We start from the raw sequence: 23,569 nt of genomic DNA, 5'->3' as shown, positions 1-23,569 counted from the left end.
CCTTCTCGACGCTCTGTCGTCCGCTCGTCCAGATGACGGAACGGCGATGACTGACCCGACCCGCGCTCAAACAGCCCCCGGCACGTCGGTCGGCCGGGTGTTCGTGACCTCGGTTTAGCCTCGCTGGCTGCCGAATCTCTTCGTTTCAGAAATCCTCATATAAGCTTTAGGTTGGCCTAAAAACCAGTACGCTTTTAATGTTTTAGGCTGGCCTAAAGTCTGCATGCCGACGAAGCAATTACCATTGGATCGGATCGAGCGGCAGTCACCGCGGAGAGGTGAGCGGGCGTGACCGACGGTGGATCGCCGTCCGAGCGGCTCCTCGCACAGCAGGCGCGTCGGGAGTCGAACGCGAGGACGTACCCCCGCTCGCTGCCGATCGCGATCGAGCGCGCCGAGGGTGCCATCATCGAGTCCGTCGATGGCGACGAGTACATCGACTGTCTGGCGGGTGCGGGGACGCTCGCGCTCGGTCACAACCATCCCGCGGTCGTCGAGCGAATGGAGGCCCTGCTCGAGCGCGGTCGGGCCGTCCACACGCTCGACCTGACGACGCCGGTCAAAGAGCGGTTCGTCGATCGCCTGCTCGAGAGTCTCCCCGACGAGTTCGCCGAGAACGCGACGGTCCAGTTTTGCAGCCCTGCCGGGACTGACGCCGTCGAGGCCGCGCTGAAGTTAGTGAAAACGGCCACCGGCAACCGATCGATGCTGGCCTTTCAGGGTGGCTATCACGGGATGACCAACGGCGCGCTCGGGCTGATGGGCGATACGGCGGCGAAAGAACCGGTTTCGGGACTGATGCCGGACGTTCACCATCTCCCGTTTCCCTACGAGTTCCGCTGCCCGTTCGGGCTCGGTGACGCGGACTGCTGGCGGACGAGCGCCGAGTACGTCGAGCGAACGCTCTCGAACCCGGAGAGCGGAATCGTCGACCCTGCGGGGATGATCCTCGAGCCGGTCCAGGGCGAGGGCGGCGCGGTGCCAGCGCCCGCCGAGTGGCTCCGGGAGATGCGCCGGATCACCCGCGAGCGCGACGTGCCGTTGATCGTCGACGAGATTCAAACCGGGCTCGGACGCACCGGCGAACTGTACGGCATCGAGCACGCCGACATCGTGCCCGACGTGATGACGCTCTCGAAGGCTATCGGCGGCGGGCTTCCCCTGTCGGTCGTCGTCTACGACGAGTCCCTCGATGTCTGGGAGCCCGGCGCACACGCCGGCACGTTCCGTGGCAATCAGCTCGGTATGGCCGCCGGCACGGCGACCATCGAGTACGTCCTCGAGCACGATCTCGAGACCCACGCCGCCGCGATGGGCGACCGGCTGCGGGACCACCTCGATGAGACGGCCGCGACCTTCGACGTCGTCGGCGACGTCCGCGGTCGGGGGCTGATGCTGGGAATGGAACTCGTCGATCCCGACGACGAGCGCGACTCGCTCGGTCGCTTCCCCGCGGACGGCGACCTGGCGTCGGCGGTCCAGTCGGCGGCGTTCGACCGCGGGCTGATCGTCGAGACCGGCGGCCGTGACGGCAGCGTCGTCCGGTTCCTCCCGCCGTTGACGATCTCGGCCTCGCGAATCGACCGGATCGGCGACATCGTCCACGAGAGTATCCGTGCGACCGTCGCGGACGATCACGACCGCGCGGAGGCGTCGGTATGACGAGCGATGGACTGGTCGGCCGGTCCCGTTTGGCACCCGACGAGCCGACGCCGCCGGCCGCCGCGGACGCCTTTCTCGGCGACCCGGCCGGAAACGCCGCCTACGAGGACGCGATCGACCGGGCACGCGACTGTCTCGTCGACTCGTTCGCAACGGTCGACGGACCCTACGCGGGGACCGACCACGAGACGCTCCGCGAGCGGATCGACGAACTGACCGTCTTTCCCGACGAGGGCGATCCGCTTGCGGCCGTCCTCGAGACGGTCGGCGAGGACGTGCTCGCGGACTCGGTTCGGGTCCACGACCCCGGCTGCGTCGCCCACCTTCACTGCCCGCCAGCGATCCCGGCGCTGGCCGCGGAGCTGTTGCTTTCGGGGACCAATCAGTCGCTGGACTCGTTCGATCAGGCCCCCGCGGCGTCCGTCCTGGAAGAGCGCGTCGTCGACGCCTGCTGTGACCTGTTCGACTATCCGGACGGCGCTGACGGCGTCTTCACCGGCGGCGGCACCGAATCGAATTTCCTCGGCTTGCTGTTGGCTCGCGACTGGTACTGCCGGACGCGGTTCGATCACGACGTCCAGACTGCGGGACTGCCGCCCGAGGCGACTGACCTCCGCCTGTGTTGCTCGGCGGCCGCCCACTTCACCGCCGAACAGGCCGCCCACCACCTCGGGCTCGGCGAGGACGCGGTCGTCACGGTCCCGACCGACGACGAGCGGCGGATCGATCTCGAGGCGCTGGACGAGACGCTCGCGCGACTCGAGAGCGAGGGCCGTCATCCGTTCGCGCTCATCGGGACCGCCGGCACGACGGACTTCGGCAGTATCGACCCGCTCGAGGAGGTGGCCGACCGGGCCGCCGAGCGCGACCTGTGGTTCCACGTCGACGCCGCCTACGGCGGCGCGTGTGCGATCAGTGACCGTCTCCGGCCGAAACTCGCGGGGATCGACCGCGCCGATTCGATCGGCGTCGACTTCCACAAGCTGTTCTACCAGCCGATCGGCTGCGGGGCCTTCCTGCTGCGCGACGGCGACCGCTATCGCTTCCTCGAGCGCAACGCGACCTATCTCAACCCCGAGCGCGACGACGCGGCGGGAGTTCCGAACCTCGTCTCGAAGTCGACCCGGACGACGCGCCGGTTCGACGCGCTGAAGCCGTTCATGACGTTCAACACCCTGGGTCGGACGGGCGTCGCCGACTGCGTCGAGTACGTCTGTGACCTGGCCGACGCCGTCGCCGCCGATATTCGAGCCGAACCGGCGCTGGAACTGTGCTGTGAACCCGCCCTGAGCGCGGTGGTCTTCCGGTATCGGCCGGACCGATCGGACACTGCCGCCCGCTCGTCGGGGTCCGACGAGCGACGCGAGTCCGCTTCCACGGCCGCTCTCGACCGGGTGAACCGCGCCATTCGGGACGAACTCTTGGCCGACGGCGAGGTCATCCTCGCTCGGACCGAGGTCGACGGCACCGCCGCGCTGAAGCTCACCCTGTTGAACCCGACGACGACGCGCTGGGACCTTCGAGCGGCGCTCCAGGCGGTCATCGAATACGGTGAGACGATCGAACGCGATCGAGGGACAATCGATTCCGCATGACTTCACGACCACCCACACGAACGCCGACCGACGAGCAACGCGTCGATGCGACGCGCATCGCACGCGACGCGACGATGCACAGCTTCCTGAACTGCTACTGCCACGAAACCGGGACCGGCGAGTTCGTCCCCGCGGCGGACGCACCGATCGACCGTGCGCCGGCGAGCGGGCTCGTCCTGCGGCTCCCGCTGGCCACCCAGGGAATCGAGTGCTTCGCCCCCGTCGCGTATCGATCCCCGACCGGCCGCCATCTGTTCGAGTTGCCCGCTTCCTACCGCTCCGGCTCCGACGGCGAGCCGGTCGAACTCGATTATGCGACGCTCGCGACGCTCGTGACGAAGGAACTCGAGCTTACACGCGGCGCGGACCCGAACCGCGACGACCTTCTCGAGCGGGTCGTTCGCTCCTGCCGGAACGTCGATCGATACGTCGACGCCCGCGCCGACGACGGCGAGACCCTGTACGGACCGGACTTCACGTTCCGCGAAGCCGAACAGTCGCTCGTCTTCGGCCACCTCCGCCATCCGACGCCGAAGAGCCGTCGAGGAATGGAGCGCGACGCCGAGCGCTACGCCCCGGAACTCGAGGGATCGTTCCGACTGCACTACGTCCGCGCGGACCCCGACATCGTCGAGAGCGACTCCGCGCGCGACGACTCCGCAGCCGCGTGGGTCCGCGAGGCCCTCCGCGACGATCCGGCCGTCGACGAATCCGTTCTCGAGGACTCCCTCGCCGCCGACGATATCCTCCTGCCGGTCCACCCCTGGCAGGCCGACCGCCTGCTCGAGCGGCCCGACGTACAGGACCTCGTTTCGGCGGGCAAACTCGAGTCGCTCGGCCCGCTGGGTCGCGAGTTCTACCCGACGACGTCCGTCCGGACGCTGTACGCACCGGCGGCCCCGTTCATGGTCAAGGGATCGCTTGCAGTCGAGATCACGAACTCGGTGCGGACGAACGAGCGGCCGGAACTCGAGCGCGGTGTCGCGATTTCGGACCTGCTGGCGACCGAACTCGGCGACGACCTGCGCGACCGTTACCCCGACTTCGACGTGGTTCGAGACCCGGCGTACCTGACGATCGATCCCGACGCGGTCGACGCCGATGGCGACGAGTCCGGCTTCGAAGTCGTCCTCCGGGAGAACCCCTTCCGGGGCGAGGACGCGCGGCGGGCGACGCCCGTCGTCGCGCTCTGCCAGGACGCGATCGGGGACGGCCGGTCCCGGCTAGGTCGGATCGTCGCCTCGATCGCCGACCGCGAGGGCCGCGACTCCGCCGCCGTCAGCGAGGAATGGTTCCGCCGCTATCTCGCGATCTCGATCCGACCGCTGCTGTGGCTCTACCTCGAGCGGGGGATCGGACTCGAGGCCCACCAGCAAAACAGCGTCCTCACGTTGGACGATGCGGGCTATCCCGACACGTTCCGCTATCGGGACAATCAGGGCTACTACTTCCCCGAATCCACCTCCGACCGGCTCGACGACATCTGTCCCGGCGTCGGCGAGCGAGCGGGCTCGATCTGTCCCGACGCGGTCGCCGACGAGCGCATCCGCTACTACGTCGTGCTCAATAACGGCCTCGGCGTGATCAACGCCTTCGGGACCGCGGGGCTCGTCCCGGAAGGTCGGCTGCTCGATGTCCTCCGCGAAGAACTCGAGTCACTCCGGGAGTTCGACCGACCGGGGACGTCGATCCTGGACCCGCTGCTCGAGTCCGAAACCGTCCCCTGCAAGGCGAACCTGCTGACGCGGTTCCGCGGCTTAGACGAACTCGACGCGCCCTCGCTGGCCGAGCAGTCGGTTTATGCCGACGTGCGGAATCCGCTGGTCGACCGGCCGGCGTCGGCCACCTCGGGAGCGTCGGAGGTAACCAGATGACGGCTCCCGAGCCGACTCGAGGCTCCCACGCGACGGTCGCCTCGGCGTACGACTTCGAGTACTACGACGAGACGATCGACTGCCACATCGGCTTTCGGCCGGTCTCGCTCGAGCGCGACCTCGGCCGCCTGCACGCGTGGCTGGGGTCGGAGCACGTCAAGCCCTACTGGGACCTCGACGAACCGCTGCCGACCTTCCGCGAGACGCTTCGGGAGAAACTCGCGGACGACCACCAGACGCTGTACGTCGGCTGTCTCGATCACGTGCCGATGAGCTACTGGGAGCGCTACTGGGCTGCGGCGGACGATGTCGCGGCGTACTACGACGCCGAGCCGGCCGATCAGGGAATTCACCTCCTGATCGGTCCGGAAGCGTATCTCGGCGAGGGGTACGCGGTCCCGCTGCTCCGTGCGATGGTCGCGCTCCAGTTTCGCCACCCCGAGACCGACCGCATCGTCGCCGAACCCGACGCCCGTAACGAGGCGGTTCTCGCGACCGCGAACCGGTGTGGTTTCGAACCGCGCCGCGAGTTCGAGTTTCGCGAAGCGGACAAGACCGCGACGCTCGCCGTCTGCACGCGCGAGCGGTTCGAACGCGAGGTCTGGCCGCCGACGGCGGACGGGGCCGACTTGCGATCCCCCGAGGTGAGCGACGGTGACTGAGCGCGGCGACACCCGTCCCGCTGCTGCCGACGGCGGCGACGAGCGCCCCGTCATCGACCGCGGTCACTACGATGTCCTCGGCATCGGCCTCGGCCCGTTCAACCTCGGGCTTGCGGCGCTGCTCGACGGCGCGGACGCTGCGCTCGACCTCGACGCGGTCTTCCTCGAGCGCGAACCCGAGTTCGCCTGGCACGAGGGGATGCTGATCGAAGGTGCCACTCTCGAGGTGCCGTTCCTCGCGGACCTGGTGACGATGGCCGATCCCACCAACCCACACAGCTTCCTCAATTATGCCCGCGAGCGCGACCGCATCTACGAGTTTTACTTCTACGAGACGTTCCAGATTCCGCGCCGCGAGTACGACGCGTACCTGCGCTGGGTCGCCGAGCGCGTGCCGACGACCCAGTTCGAGCGGGAGGTAACGAGCGTCGAATATGAGGGTGACGGCGATACCGCCGACGCAGCGGCCGGCGGTCCGTTCGTCGTCGAGGCCGTCGCCCCCGAGACGGGCCAGCGCTATCGCTACCGGGCCGACGACCTCGTTATGGGCGTCGGCTCCCGGCCCGCCCTGCCGGCGTTCGCCCGCGATCACGCCGACGGGACCGCTCCGCTGTTCCACACCGCCGACTACCTCGAGCGCCGCGCCGACGTCCTCGAGACCGATGCGATCACCGTCGTCGGCTCCGGGCAGAGCGCCGCCGAGGTCGTGCTGGACCTGCTCGAGCGCCAGTCGGGCCACGGCTACCGGCTCGACTGGCTCACCCGCTCGGACGGGTTCTTTCCGATGGAGTACTCGAAACTCGGGCTCCAGCATTTCACACCCGAGTACGCGCGGTACTTCTACGACCTGCCGCAGTCGCGCAAGGACGACCTGCTGGCCGACCAGGACCTGCTGTACAAGGGGATCGATCCCGAGACCAGCGAGCGGATCTACGATACGCTCTACGAACGCTCGATCGGCGACCGCGACCCCGACCCCGACTTCGGCATGCTTGCGACGACCGAAGTCCGCGACCTCGAGCGTCTTGCAGGCAGCTACTGGCTCGAGTGCGAACAGCGCCACCAGGAGCGGGCGTTCGCCCTCGAGACCGACGCCGTGATCTTCGGGACGGGCTACCGGCGGCCGACCCCGACGTTCCTCGAGCCGATCGCGGACCGCATCGCGTTCGACGATCGGGGGCGGCTCGCCGTGACTGCGGACTATCGCATCGACGGGGGGTTCGGCGGCCCGGACGACGACGCCGGCCGCGTGTTCGTCCAGAACGCCGAGTTGCACAGCCACGGCGTCGGGACGCCCGACCTCGGGCTGGGCTGTTATCGGAACGCGATCATCGTTGACCGACTCGCCGGGCACGAGATCTATCCCGTCGACCGGGACACCCTCTTTCAGGACTTCGACGTCGACCAGTTCGCCGACCACGCGTCGGTACACACCGACGTGCCGCAATCGCTGTCGCTCAACACGGAGTAACTCATGCAACACCCACGACACGACACCGAGACGGAGTACGGACTCGACGGAATCGCGACGCTGGATGATGTGCTGACAGCGGACCGCTGGACCGATGTCGGACGGGAACTGCTCGGGAAGATACTCCAGGAGTTCACCTACGAGGACATCCTCGAGCCGGAGCCGGTCGACGCCGCGCCGGCCGATGCCGACTCGGACGGCGAGTGGCGCACCTACGAGATCGATCTCGAGGGCGTCCGGTATCGCTTCGACGCCGTCGATCGGTTCTGGGATTCGATCAGCGTTCGTGCCGACTCGATCGAGCGCGACGCCGGCGACGGGTTCGAGTCCGCCGACGACCCCCTCACGTTCGTCGTCGACCTCGAGCCGACGATCGACATGGATTCGATCACCGCCAGTCATCTCGTCCGGGAGTACACGAACACGCTGCTGGCGGACGCACACATCGACGCCGACGAGACTGCCGCTGCCGACGAGGGCTCCGTCGGCACTGCGGCCGACCGGTCGGTCATCGACATGTCCTACGCCGAAATCGAGGGCGAGATGACCGGCCACCCGTGGCTCACGTTCAACAAGGGCCGGGTCGGCTGGGGGTACGACGACTACCGCGACTACGCGCCCGAGCGGTCCGAACCGATCCGGCTCTCGTGGTGTGCCGTCTCCCGCGAGGCCGCCGCGTTCGTGGGCGTCGCGGGCCTCGACCACGAGGCGCTCCTCGAGTCGGAGCTCGGCGACTACTACGCGGCGTTTCGGACCGAACTCGAGGACCGCGGGCTCGATCCCGACGACTACCTGTTCCTGCCGGTCCACGACTGGCAGTGGGAGAACGCGATCGTTCCCCTGTTCGGCCGCCAGCTCGCGACGGACGACATCGTACCGCTGGGGTCCGGTCCGGACGAATACCTGCCCATGCAGTCGATCCGGACGTTCGCCAACGCCGACGAGCCGGCGAAGCACAACGTCAAGCTCCCGATGCAGATCAGCAACACGCTCGTCTGGCGCGGCCTCCCCGGCGAACGCACCGAGGCCGCGCCGCTGGTCACGGAGTACGTCAAAGACGTTCGGGACGGGGACCCGTTCCTGCGCGACGAGTGCGAGGTCGTTCTACCCGGCGAAATCGCGGGCGTGAACTTCGATCACCCGACGTTCGACGCGCTCGAGGCCCCCGCCTACCAGTACACCGAACTGCTTGGCTGTGTCTGGCGCGAGAGCGTGACGGGCCTCATCGACGACGACGAGCGGGCGATGACGCTCTCCGCGCTGTTACACGTCGAGGACGGCGAGCCGGTCGTCTCGAAACTCGTCGAGCGGTCCGATCTCGACCTCTCCGACTGGCTCGATGAGCTGTTCGCCACGATGCTCCCGCCGCTCCTCCACTACCTCTATCGGTACGGAACCGCTTTCTCGCCACACGGTGAGAACACGATCCTCGTCCTCGAGGACGACCGCCCGGCCAGACTCGCCGTCAAGGACTTCGTCGACGACGTCAACGTCGCCGACGCGCCGCTCGCGGAGCTTCAGGACCTGCCCGACGACCTCGACGACGTGCTCCTCTCGGTTCCCCCGGAGGAACTACGCCTGTTCGTCGTCTACGGGCTGTTCGTCGGCGTCTATCGCTACCTTTCGGACCTGCTGAGTCGCCACCACGACTATCCGGAAACCGAGTTCTGGGGGCAGGTTCGGTCCGCGATCGAGGACTACCACGACCGATTCCCCGAACTCGAGGAGCGGTTCGAGCTGTTCGACCTGCTCGAGCCGACGCTCCCGAAACTGACGCTGAACCGCAACCGGATGATCGATATCGGCTACGGCGACCGCCCCGAGCGACCTCACGCGATCGAACACGGCACCGTCCCGAACCCCCTCTCCGAGGTCGATTCCCAGCGGTAAGCTACGGCCGGCACGATCCGCTCGAGTGAGACGCGACCACGTAGGGCGACCGCAGTGGCAGCGTGGGAGGTTCGCGGCGCTCCATCAGGGATTCCCTTGGTACTTCCCTTCGGCTGTATCGGCGGCGACCACCAGCCGAGCAGCCAGATCGCGGGCGTCCTCGGGGTCGAGGCCGGTGTCGACTTCGATGGGGCCGGATGTCCATCGGAGACCGACACCACTCCAGCCGCCCTCTTCGTGGACGCCTTCGACTTCGAGCGGGCCGTCGTTCAGATCCGCCCGGACGAGAACGCTGTTGAGATCACCGGGAACGGAACCGCAGTCCGTGACCGAGTACGTGCCGTCGTCGGTCAGGCTCCGATTCTCGATGATCGCTTCAGGAACGGGCGTGATGCCAGCCGCCGTCTGCGGAACTGCGGCGTGCGCAGCGACCGCAGCGAGGAACTGACGCCGCTGCATCAGGCGGCCACCCGGGTTGCGTCCGCGAGGTGACCAGCGGGTGTGGAGAACGGATCTCCGTCGTCGTTCACGTAGTCGGCGATAGAACGAGTGCCGGTATTGAACCGCTGAACGTGCTCGTTGTCACGAATAACGTGACTCGTCCCATCCGTCGTCAGGTAGACGTGGGACGTGCCGTCCGCGTTCTCACCCAGCCGGATATCGACCGGCCCGACGCTATCGCCGTTGTGAGCGATGCCTTCAATTGGGCTCGTCTCTGAATCCATCATGCTTCGGTAGCCTCCGAAGCACGGGGTCGGTGGATCCAACACCGGCCTCATCTTCTGTGAGGCATCCCGTGCTTCTCAATTACAGCTACACGAGGTATTACAATAAATGTTTTCCCATGGGTGAACGTTTGCTCATGAGTAAATCAATGGGCGTTGGAACGGTACATGGAAGTACGATGTGTACGAACAAGCAACCCGAGATGGCTCGGACGAGGGCGCTTCTCACGGAGCGTGATCGAGAGTTGCTTGCCTCAGCAGAGGGCGGAAATCGTCGCTATCAGTCTATTTCAGAGATTCGATCCCGAATCAACGAAGAACTATCTACCGACGTGAAAGTCCTCAAAGAGAATCATCCTGAACTGCTGGACGAACTTCGAGAGGTCGTCTGTGACGAGGACTGACGATTACAAGGTGACGCCCCGATCGGAGCGACTGGCCGGCCGCGTACAACTCCGAACCGTGATCTCGACGGAAGGCGACGAGTACTCGGTTTCACCTGACGAGGTGGCGCATTTCTCAAACGCAGTCCCATGCGTGCCTGCGGCTCGCGGTTCTACTCCGTCACGGGAATTCAGACCTGTTTGGCTCACACGAGAGACGGAACAAAGAGACCCGTCCGATCGACCACTGGTCACACCGTGGGCGGTTAGTCTTCAGTCGTCGTCTTGTCGACGTCGAGTTCGCCCTGGTAGATTTCCGCGCCGTCCTGTGCGACCTTCTCGGCGAGGACGGCACACTTGACACGCATCGGCGAGATATCGACGCCGAGCATGTCGATCACGTCGTCGCGGTCCATCTCGTGGAGTTCCGTGAGCGTCGTGCCCGCGAGTTCGCCCGAGAGCATGCTGGCGGAGGCCTGACTGATCGCACAGCCGTCGCCCCGGAATGCGACCCGTTCGATCGTCTCCCCGTCGTCGGCGAGTTGGACATCCATACGAATCTCGTCGCCACACATCGGGTTCTCGCCGATGTGAGTGAACGTCGGATCCTCGAGTTCCCCGTAGTTCCGGGGGTTCTTGTAGTGGTCGAGGATCTGCTGTCGGTACATATCGGAGCCCAGTCCCATCGGTGGATACGGATAGGCCAGTGAGTTGTAAAAGGGTTCCGGGGGCGAAACGGCCGCCCACGTCCCGATTCGACGGGATCAGGGCCATCGATCGATGCTCGGAAGTCGACGATCCAGCCACTGCCGCAGCCGGTGCTGACGGGCCTCGGTTCGAGGGCTGAGAGAAGCTGGTAGCGCGACGTCGAACCCCGGTCGACGGGTGGGTTCAGGCAGCCCTGGGTCTCGAACGGATCGCGTCCGGGAAGGCGGATGCGTCTCTCGTTTATTCCCGCGACGCAACGGATCGGCCGTCGGCCATCAGTTCCTCACTGCTCGCCTGTAACTTCCCCCTCGAACCGCTCGAGGTAGTCGCGAACGAACCCGGCGCGATCCGCAGCGAGGTCCCGACCGACGGCCGTGTACATCCGCGCTGGCAGGTCGAGAATCTTCTTGTGGACGTGGTTGTACTGGGTCGCGCCGGCGTCGGTGTCGTCCGCGGCGACCGGCCGGGCTGGGTCGTGGATCGGATCGCCGATCTCGCCGCCGTAGGCGAACACGCGGGCGATGCCGACCGCACCGAGCGCGTCGAGGTTGTCCGCATCCGAGACGAGTTTCGCCTCGAGCGTGGCGGGTTCGATGTCGTTCGAGTAGCGATGAGCGTGGATACAGTGCTGGACGCGTTCGACCGTCTCCGTCGCCGCGCCGCACTCGCGCAAGATCCGGCCGCCCTCCCGCATCCCCCACGTCGCGTGATCGTCGATCTCACCGCGGTCCTCCCTAGAGCGACCGATATCGTGGAGGGCAACGGCGAGACGGATCACGCGCTCGTCGACCGGTTCCGGCTGGCGGTCGACGAGGGTCTCGGCGAGCGTGTCGACCCGCTGGACGTGGTGCCAGTCGTGGGCCGGTGACGCGTCGTCGAAATACGGGCGTGCGCGGTCGCGAACTGCCTCGAGCATTACTGCGTGGTTCCGGCAGCCGGAAAATAAGTGTCCCGTCCGCGGGGTCCGGCGGCGGCCGGACTCCGTCGCATCGTGCCCGCGCTCGCGGTCACTGCGACGATGTCTGGACGATCGCGAACCAGAACTCCTCGATCGATCGGACGAACTCCACGAAGTCCTCGGGTTCGACCGGCTTCTGCATGTAGGAGTCCGCCTCGAGACCGTGCGACTGGACGATCTTCTCCCCCGCGTCGGAACTGGTGAGCACGATGACTGGGATTTCGGCCAGCACCGGGTCCTCTTTCAGTTCCGAGAGGACATCGATCCCGCTCTTGCCGGGCAACTGGGGCTCGAGGAGGACGATGTCCGGACACGGTTCGTCCGCGTACTCGTTTCGCTGATGGACGACATCGAGGGCCGAGTCCCCGTCGGGGACGACATGAATGGTGTTCAGCAGTTTCGCGTCCGCGAACTGTTCCTCGAAGAGTCGGCTGTCGCTGGGGTTCGGCTCGACCAGCAGGATATCGATTTGCTCCACAGTTCGCTCGCCTTCGGTGCCCATTTGGAGATGGTATCACGTGCGCGGGTAAAATATCCGTGTCACGCTCGCTGAACAGTCACCGGACTCATACCGGTCGGTTCGGCGCGGTCGCCGTCTCCGCTACCGCGACCGAATCGCGAGTCCGCGATCGGCCTGAAACCGTCGCGACGGCGAGCGGTCTATTCTTGGGTTCTCGAGCCGTGTACGGTATTTCTCCGGGCGGCGAACAATAGATATAAGTTACTATAGGCTGACAATCAGCATGGAAGCCGCTCTCCAAACGCGCGAGCGGAGGGGGCACGTCTCGATAATGCCCCGGGTGTAGAGGCACCCGAGACTGGCTTCCAATCCCCACGAGGGATTTGAAAGCATGACCGCATACATTCTACCGGGATATAAACATCCCGCCCGACGATGGAATCAACGCCACCAACCAGCGACAGCGCCCGATGATCGGGACCGGCCGCGGCGGCCACGGGGGTTGCGATGACGGGTCACGACGAGCGGGTCGATCCGGCCAGTACGAGGACGGAGCCGGCCGACGAGGCGGCTGACGCGACCGACTGGTCGCTNGGGGGTTGCGATGACGGGTCACGACGAGCGGGTCGATCCGGCCAGTACGAGGACGGAGCCGGCCGACGAGGCGGCTGACGCGACCGACTGGTCGCTTCCCGACTGTCCCGCCTGCGGCCGTCCCGTCTGGGTCGTGACCGTCAACGGCCCCAGCGACGCCACCGCCTCCCCCTGTGGCTGTTCCGTCCCGCCCGGCAGCCTCGAGCGCGAATAACCGGCCGCCGAGCACTCGTTTTTTGTCGTTGCTTGCCGAGACGGCCCTCGAGCGCCAGTGAAAGAGTCGTGCCTCGTGGTCAGCGTTCGCTTACGCGAACAGCTGGCGTGCGTCGTCGATGGCGCTGACCAACTCGTCGATTTCCGCCTTCGTGTTGTAGATGTAAAACGAGGCGCGCGCCGAGGCCGCGACGCCCAGTTTGTCGTGCAGCGGCTGGGTACAGTGGTCGCCCGCGCGGATCGCGACCGCGTGGTCGTTCATGATCGAGGCGAGGTCGTGGGCGTGGACGCCCGTGAGATTGAAGCCGACGAGGCCGCCGCGGTCGGGGCCGGGTTCGGGGCCGTAGATTTCGATGTCCGGGTCCGCAGCGAGTTGCTCGTAGGCGTAGCGGGCCAGCTCTTCTTCGTGGGCCTCGATGCGGTCCATGCCGATGTCTTCGAGGTAGTCGATGGCGGCGACGAGGCCGACGGCTTCGGCGATCTGTGGCGTGCCGGCCTCGAACTTCCAGGGGAGGTCGTTCCAGGTCGACTCCTCGTAGGTGACCTTCGTGATCATGTCGCCGCCGTAGAGATACGGCTGCATGGCCTCGAGAATCGCTTGCTTGCCGTAGAGGACCCCGATACCGGTGGGGCCGGCCATCTTGTGGCCCGAGAAGGCATAGAAGTCGGCGTCGATGGCGTCGACGTCGACGGGCCGGTTGGGAACGGCCTGTGCGCCGTCGATAAACGCCAGCGCGTCGTGGTCGTGGGCGATGTCGACGAGGTCGGAAACGGGGTTGACGGTGCCGAGCGTGTTCGAGACGTGGACCGCCGAGACCATCGCGGTGTCGTCGGTGATGATGTCGGCGGCGTGGTCCATATCGAGGCGGCCGTCGTCGTCGATCCGGATGTACTTCACGTCGGCTCCGGTGCGTTTACCGATCTGTTGCCACGTGACCAGCGAGGCGTGGTGTTCCATCTCCGTGAGGACGATCTCGTCGCCGGGTCCGAGTTCGTTCAACCCCCACGCGTAGGCGACCAGGTTCTCGGCTTCGGTCGTGTTCTTGGTGAAGACGATCTCCTCGCGGCCGCCGCTGGCACCGATGAACTCGGCGACGCGGTCGTGGGCCTCCTCGTAGGCGATCGAGGCCTCCTGGCTCAGGTGGTGAATCCCGCGGTGGACGTTGGCGTTGTACTCGCGGTAGTAGTCGCTCATCGCGTCGATGACCGGATCGGGCGTCTGGGTCGTCGCCGCGTTGTCGAGATAGACGAGTTGCTCGCCGTTGAACTCCCGCTGCAGGATCGGGAACGCCTCTCGGATCGTGCCGACGTCGAGCGCCTCGAGGTTCTGTTGACTCATTGGTGACTAGCAGGGACCGAACACAAAACACTCCTTCGGTCCGGTGATGGCCGTGTCTCCGGAAGTGCATTCGTGCGGCACGAATCCCCCGTTGATGGGCGATCGATGGCAGTGGCCGTGCCCGTCGCGATCGGCTACGATCGGTTCAATCGCGCCGATCTCTAGAACTCCGCGTCCACCCCGAGTGCCGGCTTCGTCGCGGCTTCGGCTCCCGTCGCGGAAAATCGGTCTCCGTCGCGCTCGACCGGTCGCGGCCGGTGCTCGGTTCCGACTGCCTCACTGCATCTGCAACAACTGCGCGTGCAGCGTCGTCCCCACTTCGAGGACGTTTGCCTCGTCGATGAAGCCCTCCTCGACGGCGAGTTCGACGGCGCGGGTGCCGACGATGTTGGCCACGTCGGCCTGCGCGAGGCTTTCGATCGCCGCGCGCTCGTCGACCGCATTGGTGCCGTAGAACTCCTCCGTGACGGTCAGCGAGAGATCGCCTTCCTCGAAGGTCTCGCCGAGGACGTCCTCGTCGCAGACGGCCACCAGCATCCCTTCTTGAGTCTGCCGTTCGTTGACGATCATCGGATCACTCGAGTTCCCACTCGCGATCCTCGTCCTCGTCGTCGGTGCCGATATCACCCAGTCCGAGGTCCTCGAGGCCGATATCGCCCTGCTGGGGTCGCGACTGCCGTCCGGCTCCGAGTCCGGGCTGGCCGCCGGCCCCCGGACCGGCACCCATACCGCCGGCACCCCCGGGGCCGCCCTGGCCGCCACCGAGGCTTTCCTTACGGTCGTCCATCATCTCCTGTTCGGCCCGCTCGCGCATCTGATTCGCTTCATCGGCGATCTCCTCTGCCTGGTCGAACTCGCCGAGTTCCTCGAGAATCTCGGCTTTCGTCTCGAGCACCTTGGCGTTGCGCAGCCCCAGCCGGATCGCGTTGTCGACGCAGTTGAGCGCCTCCTCGGACAGCCCACGCTCCGAAAGGAAGAACGCGCGGTTGAACCAGCCCGCGGCGAAGCGCTCGTCGATCTCGATGGCGCGCTCGGCGTGCTCCAAGGCCTCGCTCGTCTCGCCGAACTCCCAGAGGGCGTAGGCGAGGTTGGTCTCGGCGGTGGCGGCGTGCTCGCTCGAGTCATCGATGCGCAGTGCCTCGCGGTGGGCCCCGATCGCCTCGTCCCACTCCTCGAGTTCGCCGTGGGCGACGCCCTTGTTCACCCACGCCTCCTGCTCGAGTTTGTCGTCCTCGGCGTAGCGGGCGGTTCGCTCGAAGGCGTCGGTGGCCTGCTCGTAGCGGTTGATCTGCATGTAGTTCAGGCCGACGTCGAGCAGTTCGCTCGCATCGACGTCGTCCTGGTCGATGTTGTGCTGGTCGAGCGTGTCGGTGACGACACGGGAGTCGACGGGGTCGACCTTCGACGGGTCGACGCCGAGCTCCGGCGGGTCCAGGTCGAACTCCTCGTACGGATCGCCGAACCCCTCTCCCTCGGAGAAGCGATGGTCGCGATCGTCGTCTCGGTCGGTCATGAATTGAATGTCGCGGCGACGACTGTTAAGGGCTGCGACCCCGGTATCGGCGGCGTTTCGCTGTCCTCGGGTGCTGGCGGACCCCGACTCTCAGACGCGCTCGCCGAGGCGTCTGGTGACCCCGCGGAGCGACTGCGTCACCGCCGCCGGATGTGGCAGCCCGAGGCGATATCGGAGCCGGTCCTGTCGTTTGAGCGGCTCGAACACGGCGGGCTCTCTGAGGTCCCAGATCTGTGCCCGCCCCCGTCCGCCGCGTCGATCGAGGACAGCGTTGGCCGCGCGGCGACCGGCCTCGTTGGCCGACTCCATTGAGGCGAGATCGGAGTTCGTTCGCACGTAGTCGCTTGCCAGCGTGAGGTTCCGGACGCCGACGTCGGCCGGTGGCCGGTTCCGGAGCGACCCCACGGTATTGATCAACAGCGGTGAGCGGTTCTCGACGCCGTTTTCGGTCTCGATGATCGACGGGTCAAGGAACCAGTCGACCAGCATGTCGTCCCGCAGCCGCTGGTCGACCGCGTTCAGGTGGGTCTTGAGCTGCGCCCAGATCTCTTCGGCAATCTCCTCGCGCGTACATTCTCTGGCCGGCTTCCCGTGGACGATTCCCGGCGTCTCCCAGTCCGAGGCGATCACCGATAGGACCCCTGCGACATCGTCCGGACCGCGCCTCTCGAGGTCGTAGTCGGTCCAGAACTGACGCTGTGAGATCGAGGTCAGTGCCCACGGAGCGTCCGCGTAGACCTGGTGACCCCGCGTCAGTTCGACGTCCTCGGAGAGGTAAAACTGGATACCGTTCATCCAGGCCGTCTCGAGGTGCTCGATCCGGCCCAACGCCGGCGCGGCCCGGCGCAGTTCGGGCGTGACGAACGCGGGGGCGACCTCCACCGGCACGGCCAGCACAAACTCGTCGGCCGCGACCGTCCGCCCGTCGGCCAGTTCGACGCCGGTGATCCGTCGTCCGTCGAACGCGAGGCCCCGTGCAGGGGTGTTCGCCCGGAACTCGACGCCGAGCGTCTCGAGGTGGCGGACCCACGGATCGATCCAGGCCTCGTTCGTCGGCGCGTTCAGGATTCGCTCGGTCGGCTCGCTCGGGTCGAGTTGGCCGAACAGCAACTGCAGGTAGATAGTGCCGACCGTTCGGGCGCTGCCGACCTGCGGCCGGAGCGCGACGAGTGCCTGCGTGGCGTAGGCGAGTCGGTCGCGAAACTCCGCTGAGCGGTTCTCGGCGTCGATGAACTCCCACCAGGAGATGTCGTCGAGTTCCGCTTCGCGTCGCTGTTCGCAGGCGGTCAGCAGGTACAGCAGGCGCTCGAGCAGGAAGCGAACGTCATCGCGGGGCAGATCCTCGGCGAAGGCCGGCCGCAGCGCCTCGAGCCAGCCGCGCAACGAGTCGGGCGTACTGGTCTCGGCGATCCGCTCCGGAGCCGTCGTACTCGCGATGAGCGTCGCCTCGGTCTCGACAAGGTTATCCGCGACCGTCCCACCGTCGGTCGGAATCCGCTCCATCGTCTCGACGACGTGGCGGTAGAACGCCGGGAAGAAGCGAAAGCCGTGTTCGCCGTGCAATGCCGCCGACTCGTCCGCGATCGGCATCGATCGAGCCTTCCCGCCGAACCGGTCGTTCGCCTCGAAGACGGTCACGTCGAGCCCGCGCTCGGCGAGTTCGTGGGCCGCGGTGAGACCGCCGATACCACCACCGAGTACGGCTACGTCGGTCATTGGCGGCCCTCGGCGTCCGCTCCGGATAACGGGCGTCCCTAACCACGAACCCCTCGAGCGCGGTCGCGGTCGTCACGACCCCGTCGCCGTCAGTATTGAGTGCGCCGCCCGCGACGGTTCGGCTATGCGACTGTTCGTCAGCGTCGACCTCCCTGACGACCTCGCCGACCCGGTCGCCGACCTGCAAGACGAGTTCGCCGACGCCAGCGGGCTCGACTTCACCGATCCCGAGCAAGCCCATCTCACGATGAAGTTCCTCGGCGAGACCGACGAGGACCGACTACCTGCCCTCGAGCGGGCGCTATCCGCTGCGGTCGACGACGCCGATGTCGATCCCTTCACGGTGCGCTACGGCGGGTTGGGGGTCTTCCCGAGTCTCGACTACATCAGCGTCGTCTGGCTGGGCGTCGAAGCGGGCGGCGAGGAACTCACACGGCTTCACGAGGCTATCGAGGACCGAACGACGGCGATGGGGTTCGATCCCGAAGACCACGAGTTCACGCCCCACGTCACGCTCGCGCGGATGCAACATGCCGGCGGAAAGGACCGCGTACAGGACCTCGTCCGGGAACGCGAGCCGACGATCGGCGAGGCTCGCGTCGACGAAATCCGCCTGACGGAGAGCACGCTCACGGACGCGGGACCGGTCTACTCGACCGTCGAGTCGTTCCCGCTCGGGTGAGCCTCGAGCCGCCCGGAACTGTGCAGTGGCGAGCGGCCGCCGCTGGGATCCCGGTCCGGAACCGTGGCTGTCCCCGTAGTCGGAGCGTATCGCATCTCGGCCGGCTGTAGTCGGACACTACGGACGGTGGTCTCAAGGACCGGTCTCGCATACCGACCGCGGAACGATGGGACCCGGACTCGACGAACGCTCGTCGGGCGGTTCGCGCAGCCCGTGGCACGTTACCCGCCGCGAGGCACTCCTCGCACTCGGCGGCGCGGCTCTGACTGCCTCGACCGATCCATCGAGGACCGCGATGGCGGCCGATCGCAGCCGCGACGGACTCGTTCGCGTTCGCGTCTATCCCGGTCGCGTCCCCTTCCCCGCCCGGGCGTGGTACGGAATCGACGACCTGCGTCGCGACTGGCCGACGCCACTCCGAGACGCGCTTTCGGCCATCGAGGGGGCGTTCGATCAGGTCCGCGCCTACGCCCGCGACCGCTCCCGGCTCGAGAACATCGAAATACGCGTCGAGCGCGGCGCTCCGATCCGATTCTCGCAATCATCGATGCCCCTCTCGATCGACGCCGTGCTCCCGTCGCTGCGGTGCCTTCTCGAGCGGTTTCGCGACCGCATACGGACCCGAAACGCGCTCACCGGACGATGCTGTCACGTCCTCCTCGAGTGGTCGCCGCTGAATTATCGCATCGGCTACGGCGGGGCGCTGGCACCGCATTCGATTACCGGCGAGGCCGACGGCAGCAACACCGGTGACGCACAGGCGGTCGTCAACGTCGGCGCGACTGAGCGATGGGATTCGCGGCCGGTAACCCGGAATATGGCGATCCACGAGGCGATCCACACGTTTCTCCCGGACGATATCGTCGCGTCGATCGGCGATGCGCACTGCGATCACGAACTCGGGACCGCCGTGCGAACGGACGCGGAGACGCTCGAGATTTCCCCAATCGCGACCGCCTACGCCGGTCCCGACCGGATCGGCGGCGGGACCCGGTTTCACGGCACCGGCTGCTGCGATCGAAGCCGGTTCTCCCGCCACGACGGCATCGACGGCATCGAGAACTGGACCTACACGACCGCGCTCAGCGCGGCGACGTGTGAGGGTGTGGTACGCCATCTCGAGCGACAGTTCGAGGGCTAAGCCCCGTCGTTCGGCGGAGCGATGTCGGCCCTGCGGTCGTCCGTGGCGGTGTCACCAGTCGGAGGCGGCCGGCGGCCGTGGCCGGCGATGCCCTGCAAGATGGACAAGATTTTATGCCAGCGTAGGCTACGTCCGGCTACTATGGGTAAGAAATCGAAGGGCAAGAAGAAGCGACTTGCCAAACTCGAGAACCAGAACAGCCGCGTGCCGGCCTGGGTTATGATGAAGACGGACATGGACGTCCAGCGGAACCCGAAGCGACGCAACTGGCGGCGTAACGACACCGACGAATAACGATGAGTGCAAGTGATTTCGAGGAACGCGTCGTCACCGTTCCGCTGCGAGACGTCAAGAAGGGAGCCAACCACGAGGCCGCCGACTACGCGATGCGACTGGTCCGCGAACACCTCGCGAAACACTTCGCGGTCGACGAGGATGCAATCCGTCTGGACCCCTCGATCAACGAGGAAGTCTGGTCGAACGGCCGTTCGAACCCGCCGCGAAAGCTGCGCGTTCGCGCAGCCCGTTTCGACGAAGAGGGTGAGGCCGTCGTCGAAGCCGAGGTCGCCGACTAAACTTGCAACGCCTCGCATTCGCCGGGTCGGCCTACGTCGGCGTCTTCGCCCGTGCGACCGACTCGTGCGTCCTCGTTCGCCACGACGTCGACGACGACGTTGCTGCCGACCTGACAGACGAACTCGAGGTACCCGTCATTCAGACGACCGTCGGCGGCTCCTCGACGGTCGGCGCGCTAGCCACCGGTAACGAGAACGGCCTGCTCGTCAGCGCTCGCGTTCTCGAGTACGAACGCGACCGACTCGAGGCAGCGGTCGACGTCCCCGTTGCCGAACTGCCGGGCAGCATCAACGCCGCCGGCAACGTCGTGCTGGCGAACGATTACGGGGCCTACGTTCATCCGGACCTGCCCCGCGAGGCGGTGCAAATCGTCGCGGACGCCCTCGAGGTTCCCGTCGAGCGCGGCGACCTCGCGGGTGTCCGGACCGTCGGTACCGCCGCGGTCGCGACCAACACCGGGGTGCTCTGTCATCCCAAAGCGACCGACGCGGAACTCGACGTTCTCGAGGATGCCCTCGACGTTCGAGCCGATGTCGGCACCGTCAACTACGGCGCGCCGCTGGTCGGCTCCGGTCTGATCGCCAACGAGGCCGGTTACGTCGTCGGCGAGGACACCACCGGGCCGGAACTGGGCCGGATCGAGGACGCGCTAGGCTATCTGGATTGACGCCGAGCCGCGACCCGTTTCTCAGTCCTCCGTTTCTTCTCGAGCCGCCGCGACCGACGCCGTTCGCGCAACGCGGCTCGCGCGGGCCGTCTCGGACTCTCCGACCGGCGGCGCTCTGTACTCGAGACCCGAGCGGGAGCCTCTCACCGCCGCTCGAACCGATGTAACACGACGTCGCTGTCGTCGTCCCACTCGAAGTCCTCGTGGACGCGCTCGAGCAGCCGCCGGTACCCCTCGAGGTCGTCCATCCCTTCGGCCCGTGCGTCCTCGTCGGTCAGTGCCCCGAGCGTTCGGTCGCGGATGGCGGTTACCTCGAATGTCGTCCCGTCGATCGCGAACGTGTCCCCTTCGTCGGCGTACCGGTGGCCGCGATGGATCTGGGTAACCTCCCCTTCGAGGGCCTGTGTTCGCATTCGCTCGCTGGGCAATAACTCGTCGGCGTCGAGATCGCTCATGCCAGCGGCTTCAGCCCCGCGGGTTAAAATCGTTGACCCTCCGCTCGTCGGGAGATCGACGCGCGCTGGCCACTCTCGTTGCCGTCGTCGGCGGTTGCGACCGCTCGAAAGGGAAGGGAAGATTCTTCCGACTGCCTGCCGGAGGAATGGGTATGAGTCAATTTACGGTCAGTGGTCGGTTCAAGAGCCGCGACGGCTTCGCGGAGTTCGAGACGACCATCGACGCCGAGAACGAGAACGTCGCTCGCGAACACACCTACACCCAGCTCGGAAGCCAGCACGGGCTGAAACGTAGCGAAATCGAACTCGAGGAGGTAGCCCAGCAATGAGTCAGCAGCAACTTCAGCAACTGTCCCAGGAACTGCAGGAGATCGAAGAACAGATCGAGACCCTCCGGACGAACGTCGAGGCCGTCCAGCAGGAGAAAACCGAGGTCGACGAGGCAATCGAGGCCCTCGACACCCTCGAGACGGGATCGACCGTGCAGATGCCGCTTGGCGGCGGTGCCTACCTGCGCACGACCATCGAGAACATCGACGAAGTGATCGTCGACCTCGGGGCCGACTACGCCGCGGAGTTCGAGGAGGACGACGCCGTCGACGCCCTCGAGAACAAGAAAGAGCACCTCGACGACCAGATCGACGAACTCAACGCGGAGATCGCGGAACTCGAGACCGAGAGCGACGAGCTCGAACAGCAGGCCCAGCAGCTCCAACAGCAGGCGATGCAACAGCAGATGCAGGGCATGGGCCAGGGGCAGCCCGACGAATAACGCGGCGTAGGGACTCCCAGTATCCATGTTCGATAATTTGAAGGATAAGCTCGGTAGCTTCCGGAAAGACGCCGAAGAGGCCGCCGAAGAGAACGTCGAGGCGGTCGACGAAGACGAACACGAGGACGAAGAAACCGAGGCGAACGACTCGGTGTCGACGGACGCGGAAGCGACCGATACGACCACCGAACCGGCGGCCGCCGAGCCGGCGGCCGCTGCGGTGGAGCCGGATTCGGAACCGGAACCGGAACGGGACGCCGTCGACCGGGAGTCGGCGACCGAATCCGAGCCCGATTCGCCCGAGTCCGCCGATCCCGAGCCGGAGGTGGACGAGGCCGATCCCGGCGAAGCGCCGGCCGAGACGGCGACGTCCGAGGCGGAGCCGCCCCTCGAGGAGGACGAATCGGACGACGCCGACGACGGCGGCCGGACGGGACTCGGTGCCCGAGCCAGATCCCTCTTTACGGGGTCGTCAGACGCCGAACCGGCGTCGGAGGAGGCGGCTCCCGACGAGGAGCAGACCGCTGAAGCGACGCCTGACGCGGAGCCGACCGAGACGGCGGCCGTCGACGAAAACCCGGACGCTGCGGCGGCCGGTGAGGCCGCCACGGCTCCCGACGAGGCCGAGCCAACCAGCGAAGACACCGAGACCGGAGACGACGACGCCGATGCCGATGGCAACGCGACGGGGTTCGGGACGAAGGCCAAATCCCTCGTCAAGGGGAAGTTCGTCATCGAGGAGGAGGATCTCGAGGGCCCGCTACACGAACTCGAGATGGCCCTGCTCTCGAGCGACGTCGAGATGGGCGTCGCAGAGGAAATCCTCGACAACATCCGCGACGAACTGGTCGGCGAGACCCGTACCTTCACCACCTCGACCGGCGAGGTCGTCGAGGAGGCGTTGTACAACGCCATCTACGACGTGATCAGCGTCGGTCAGTTCGACTTCGACGAGCGCATCGCCGCCGCGGACAAGCCGATCACCATCATCTTCACCGGTGTCAACGGCGTCGGAAAGACCACCTCGATCGCCAAACTGAGCCGCTATTTCGAGGAGCGCGGCTATTCGTCCGTGATGGCAAACGGCGATACCTACCGCGCCGGGGCTAACGAGCAGATCCAGGAACACGCCGACGCGCTGGACACGAAGTGTATCAGCCACGAACAGGGCGGCGATCCCGCGGCGGTGCTGTACGACGCCGTCGAGTACGCCGAGGCAAACGACATCGACGTCGTCCTGGGCGATACGGCGGGTCGGCTCCACACCGACGAGGGTCTGATGGACCAACTCGAGAAGATCGGCCGTGTCGTCGATCCGGACATGACGCTGTTCGTCGACGAGGCCGTCGCCGGGCAGGACGCGGTCAACCGCGCCCGCGAGTTCAACGAGGCCGCGGAGATCGACGGCGCGATCCTGACGAAAGCCGATGCCGACTCCAACGGCGGCGCGGCGATTTCGATCGCTCACGTGACCGGCAAGCCGATCCTGTTCCTCGGGGTCGGTCAGGGCTAC

The 23,569-nt window shown here is 66.4% G+C and carries 26 protein-coding genes; 16 read left to right on the top strand and 10 right to left on the bottom strand.

The genetic code is table 11. The features are described 5' to 3' along the window. Positions 1-288 precede the first annotated feature (288 nt). The 6 genes from C487_RS06435 to C487_RS06410 are packed head-to-tail and all read left to right on the top strand — an operon-like array spanning position 289 to position 9,154. On the top strand, positions 289-1,662 hold the full coding sequence (locus C487_RS06435; protein WP_006184892.1) for a diaminobutyrate--2-oxoglutarate transaminase: 1,374 nt from the start codon (positions 289-291) through the stop codon (positions 1,660-1,662). Further along, the gene (locus tag C487_RS06430) at positions 1,659-3,257 is read left to right on the top strand and encodes a pyridoxal phosphate-dependent decarboxylase family protein (protein ID WP_006184891.1); all 1,599 of its coding nucleotides are present in this window, start codon (positions 1,659-1,661) and stop codon (positions 3,255-3,257) included. Before C487_RS06435 ends, C487_RS06430 begins: the two co-directional genes overlap by 4 nt. After that, the gene (locus C487_RS06425; protein ID WP_006184890.1) at positions 3,254-5,131 is read left to right on the top strand and encodes an IucA/IucC family protein; all 1,878 of its coding nucleotides are present in this window, start codon (positions 3,254-3,256) and stop codon (positions 5,129-5,131) included. Before C487_RS06430 ends, C487_RS06425 begins: the two co-directional genes overlap by 4 nt. Beyond that, complete coding sequence (locus tag C487_RS06420) at positions 5,128-5,793, top strand: GNAT family N-acetyltransferase (RefSeq protein WP_006184889.1); 666 nt, start codon at positions 5,128-5,130, stop codon at positions 5,791-5,793. Before C487_RS06425 ends, C487_RS06420 begins: the two co-directional genes overlap by 4 nt. Then, a complete protein-coding gene (locus tag C487_RS06415) occupies positions 5,786-7,264 on the top strand; it encodes a lysine N(6)-hydroxylase/L-ornithine N(5)-oxygenase family protein (RefSeq protein ID WP_006184888.1) in 1,479 nt (492 codons plus the stop codon). Before C487_RS06420 ends, C487_RS06415 begins: the two co-directional genes overlap by 8 nt. Positions 7,265-7,267: 3 nt before the next feature. Further along, on the top strand, positions 7,268-9,154 hold the full coding sequence (locus tag C487_RS06410; protein ID WP_006184887.1) for an IucA/IucC family protein: 1,887 nt from the start codon (positions 7,268-7,270) through the stop codon (positions 9,152-9,154). Between the two features lie 84 nt (positions 9,155-9,238). On the opposite strand, the gene C487_RS06405 is transcribed toward C487_RS06410, so the two are convergent. Both C487_RS06405 and C487_RS06400 read right to left on the bottom strand, forming a co-directional pair. Then, on the bottom strand, positions 9,239-9,613 hold the full coding sequence (locus tag C487_RS06405) for a hypothetical protein (protein WP_006184886.1): 375 nt from the start codon (positions 9,611-9,613) through the stop codon (positions 9,239-9,241). Then, positions 9,613-9,882: a hypothetical protein gene (locus tag C487_RS06400; RefSeq protein WP_152422482.1), complete on the bottom strand. Its 270-nt coding sequence runs from the start codon at positions 9,880-9,882 to the stop codon at positions 9,613-9,615. Before C487_RS06400 ends, C487_RS06405 begins: the two co-directional genes overlap by 1 nt. A 134-nt stretch (positions 9,883-10,016) precedes the next feature. Between C487_RS06400 and C487_RS06395 the strand changes: the two genes are divergently transcribed. After that, entirely contained in the window at positions 10,017-10,283 is a 267-nt protein-coding gene (locus C487_RS06395) for a hypothetical protein (protein ID WP_331250839.1), read from the top strand. A 245-nt stretch (positions 10,284-10,528) separates the two neighbouring features. Here C487_RS06395 and C487_RS06390 read toward each other — a convergent pair whose 3' ends face one another. The 3 genes from C487_RS06390 to C487_RS06380 form a co-directional block, all read right to left on the bottom strand. Beyond that, positions 10,529-10,948: an iron-sulfur cluster assembly scaffold protein gene (locus tag C487_RS06390; RefSeq protein WP_006184884.1), complete on the bottom strand. Its 420-nt coding sequence runs from the start codon at positions 10,946-10,948 to the stop codon at positions 10,529-10,531. A 305-nt stretch (positions 10,949-11,253) separates the two neighbouring features. Continuing rightward, on the bottom strand, positions 11,254-11,886 hold the full coding sequence (locus C487_RS06385; RefSeq protein ID WP_006184883.1) for an HD domain-containing protein: 633 nt from the start codon (positions 11,884-11,886) through the stop codon (positions 11,254-11,256). A 91-nt stretch (positions 11,887-11,977) separates the two neighbouring features. Then, the gene (locus C487_RS06380) at positions 11,978-12,430 is read right to left on the bottom strand and encodes a response regulator (RefSeq protein WP_006184882.1); all 453 of its coding nucleotides are present in this window, start codon (positions 12,428-12,430) and stop codon (positions 11,978-11,980) included. A gap of 562 nt (positions 12,431-12,992) precedes the next feature. Here C487_RS06380 and C487_RS06375 point away from each other — a divergent pair. Continuing rightward, positions 12,993-13,196, top strand: a complete 204-nt coding sequence (locus C487_RS06375; RefSeq protein WP_006184881.1) for a hypothetical protein — start codon at positions 12,993-12,995, stop codon at positions 13,194-13,196. A 90-nt stretch (positions 13,197-13,286) separates the two neighbouring features. On the opposite strand, the gene C487_RS06370 is transcribed toward C487_RS06375, so the two are convergent. The 4 genes from C487_RS06370 to C487_RS06355 all read right to left on the bottom strand — a co-directional run bounded on the left by C487_RS06370 (position 13,287) and on the right by C487_RS06355 (position 17,763). After that, positions 13,287-14,534 carry an aminotransferase class V-fold PLP-dependent enzyme gene (locus tag C487_RS06370; protein WP_006184880.1) on the bottom strand — a complete coding sequence of 416 codons (1,248 nt, stop codon included), beginning with the start codon at positions 14,532-14,534 and terminating at the stop codon, positions 13,287-13,289. A gap of 276 nt (positions 14,535-14,810) precedes the next feature. Then, positions 14,811-15,104 (bottom strand): DUF424 domain-containing protein, encoded by a 294-nt coding sequence (locus tag C487_RS06365; protein ID WP_006184879.1) that lies wholly within the window; start codon positions 15,102-15,104, stop codon positions 14,811-14,813. A 4-nt stretch (positions 15,105-15,108) separates the two neighbouring features. Next, on the bottom strand, positions 15,109-16,047 hold the full coding sequence (locus C487_RS06360; RefSeq protein ID WP_006184878.1) for a tetratricopeptide repeat protein: 939 nt from the start codon (positions 16,045-16,047) through the stop codon (positions 15,109-15,111). A 90-nt stretch (positions 16,048-16,137) separates the two neighbouring features. Further along, positions 16,138-17,763, bottom strand: a complete 1,626-nt coding sequence (locus tag C487_RS06355) for a hydroxysqualene dehydroxylase (protein ID WP_006184877.1) — start codon at positions 17,761-17,763, stop codon at positions 16,138-16,140. Between the two features lie 124 nt (positions 17,764-17,887). On the opposite strand from C487_RS06355, the gene thpR reads away from it, so the two are divergent. The 5 genes from thpR (at position 17,888) to C487_RS06330 (ending at position 20,829) form a co-directional block, all read left to right on the top strand. Further along, a complete protein-coding gene (gene thpR / locus C487_RS06350) occupies positions 17,888-18,445 on the top strand; it encodes an RNA 2',3'-cyclic phosphodiesterase (protein WP_006184876.1) in 558 nt (185 codons plus the stop codon). A 166-nt stretch (positions 18,446-18,611) separates the two neighbouring features. After that, positions 18,612-19,586, top strand: coding sequence for a hypothetical protein (locus C487_RS06345; protein ID WP_006184875.1), 975 nt, complete (start codon positions 18,612-18,614; stop codon positions 19,584-19,586). 141 nt (positions 19,587-19,727) lie between these two features. Continuing rightward, positions 19,728-19,880, top strand: a complete 153-nt coding sequence (locus tag C487_RS06340) for a 50S ribosomal protein L39e (protein WP_006184874.1) — start codon at positions 19,728-19,730, stop codon at positions 19,878-19,880. A gap of 2 nt (positions 19,881-19,882) precedes the next feature. Further along, entirely contained in the window at positions 19,883-20,161 is a 279-nt protein-coding gene (locus C487_RS06335; RefSeq protein WP_006184873.1) for a 50S ribosomal protein L31e, read from the top strand. 2 nt (positions 20,162-20,163) lie between these two features. Next, complete coding sequence (locus tag C487_RS06330; protein WP_006184872.1) at positions 20,164-20,829, top strand: translation initiation factor IF-6; 666 nt, start codon at positions 20,164-20,166, stop codon at positions 20,827-20,829. Between the two features lie 143 nt (positions 20,830-20,972). On the opposite strand, the gene C487_RS06325 is transcribed toward C487_RS06330, so the two are convergent. Continuing rightward, complete coding sequence (locus C487_RS06325) at positions 20,973-21,284, bottom strand: ASCH domain-containing protein (RefSeq protein WP_006184871.1); 312 nt, start codon at positions 21,282-21,284, stop codon at positions 20,973-20,975. 152 nt (positions 21,285-21,436) lie between these two features. Here C487_RS06325 and rpl18a point away from each other — a divergent pair, with 152 nt between their 5' ends. The 3 genes from rpl18a to ftsY form a co-directional block, all read left to right on the top strand. Next, positions 21,437-21,613 carry a 50S ribosomal protein L18Ae gene (gene rpl18a / locus C487_RS06320; RefSeq protein WP_014862763.1) on the top strand — a complete coding sequence of 59 codons (177 nt, stop codon included), beginning with the start codon at positions 21,437-21,439 and terminating at the stop codon, positions 21,611-21,613. Continuing rightward, on the top strand, positions 21,610-22,056 hold the full coding sequence (gene pfdA / locus C487_RS06315; protein WP_006184869.1) for a prefoldin subunit alpha: 447 nt from the start codon (positions 21,610-21,612) through the stop codon (positions 22,054-22,056). Before rpl18a ends, pfdA begins: the two co-directional genes overlap by 4 nt. A 25-nt stretch (positions 22,057-22,081) precedes the next feature. Further along, positions 22,082-23,569 (top strand): signal recognition particle-docking protein FtsY (gene ftsY / locus C487_RS06310; protein ID WP_006184868.1); only part of this gene is annotated, 1,488 nt, incomplete at its 3' end.

Source organism: Natrinema pallidum DSM 3751 (assembly GCF_000337615.1).
Taxonomy (GTDB): domain Archaea; phylum Halobacteriota; class Halobacteria; order Halobacteriales; family Natrialbaceae; genus Natrinema; species Natrinema pallidum.
This window is presented reverse-complemented; position numbering and strand designations above follow the sequence as displayed.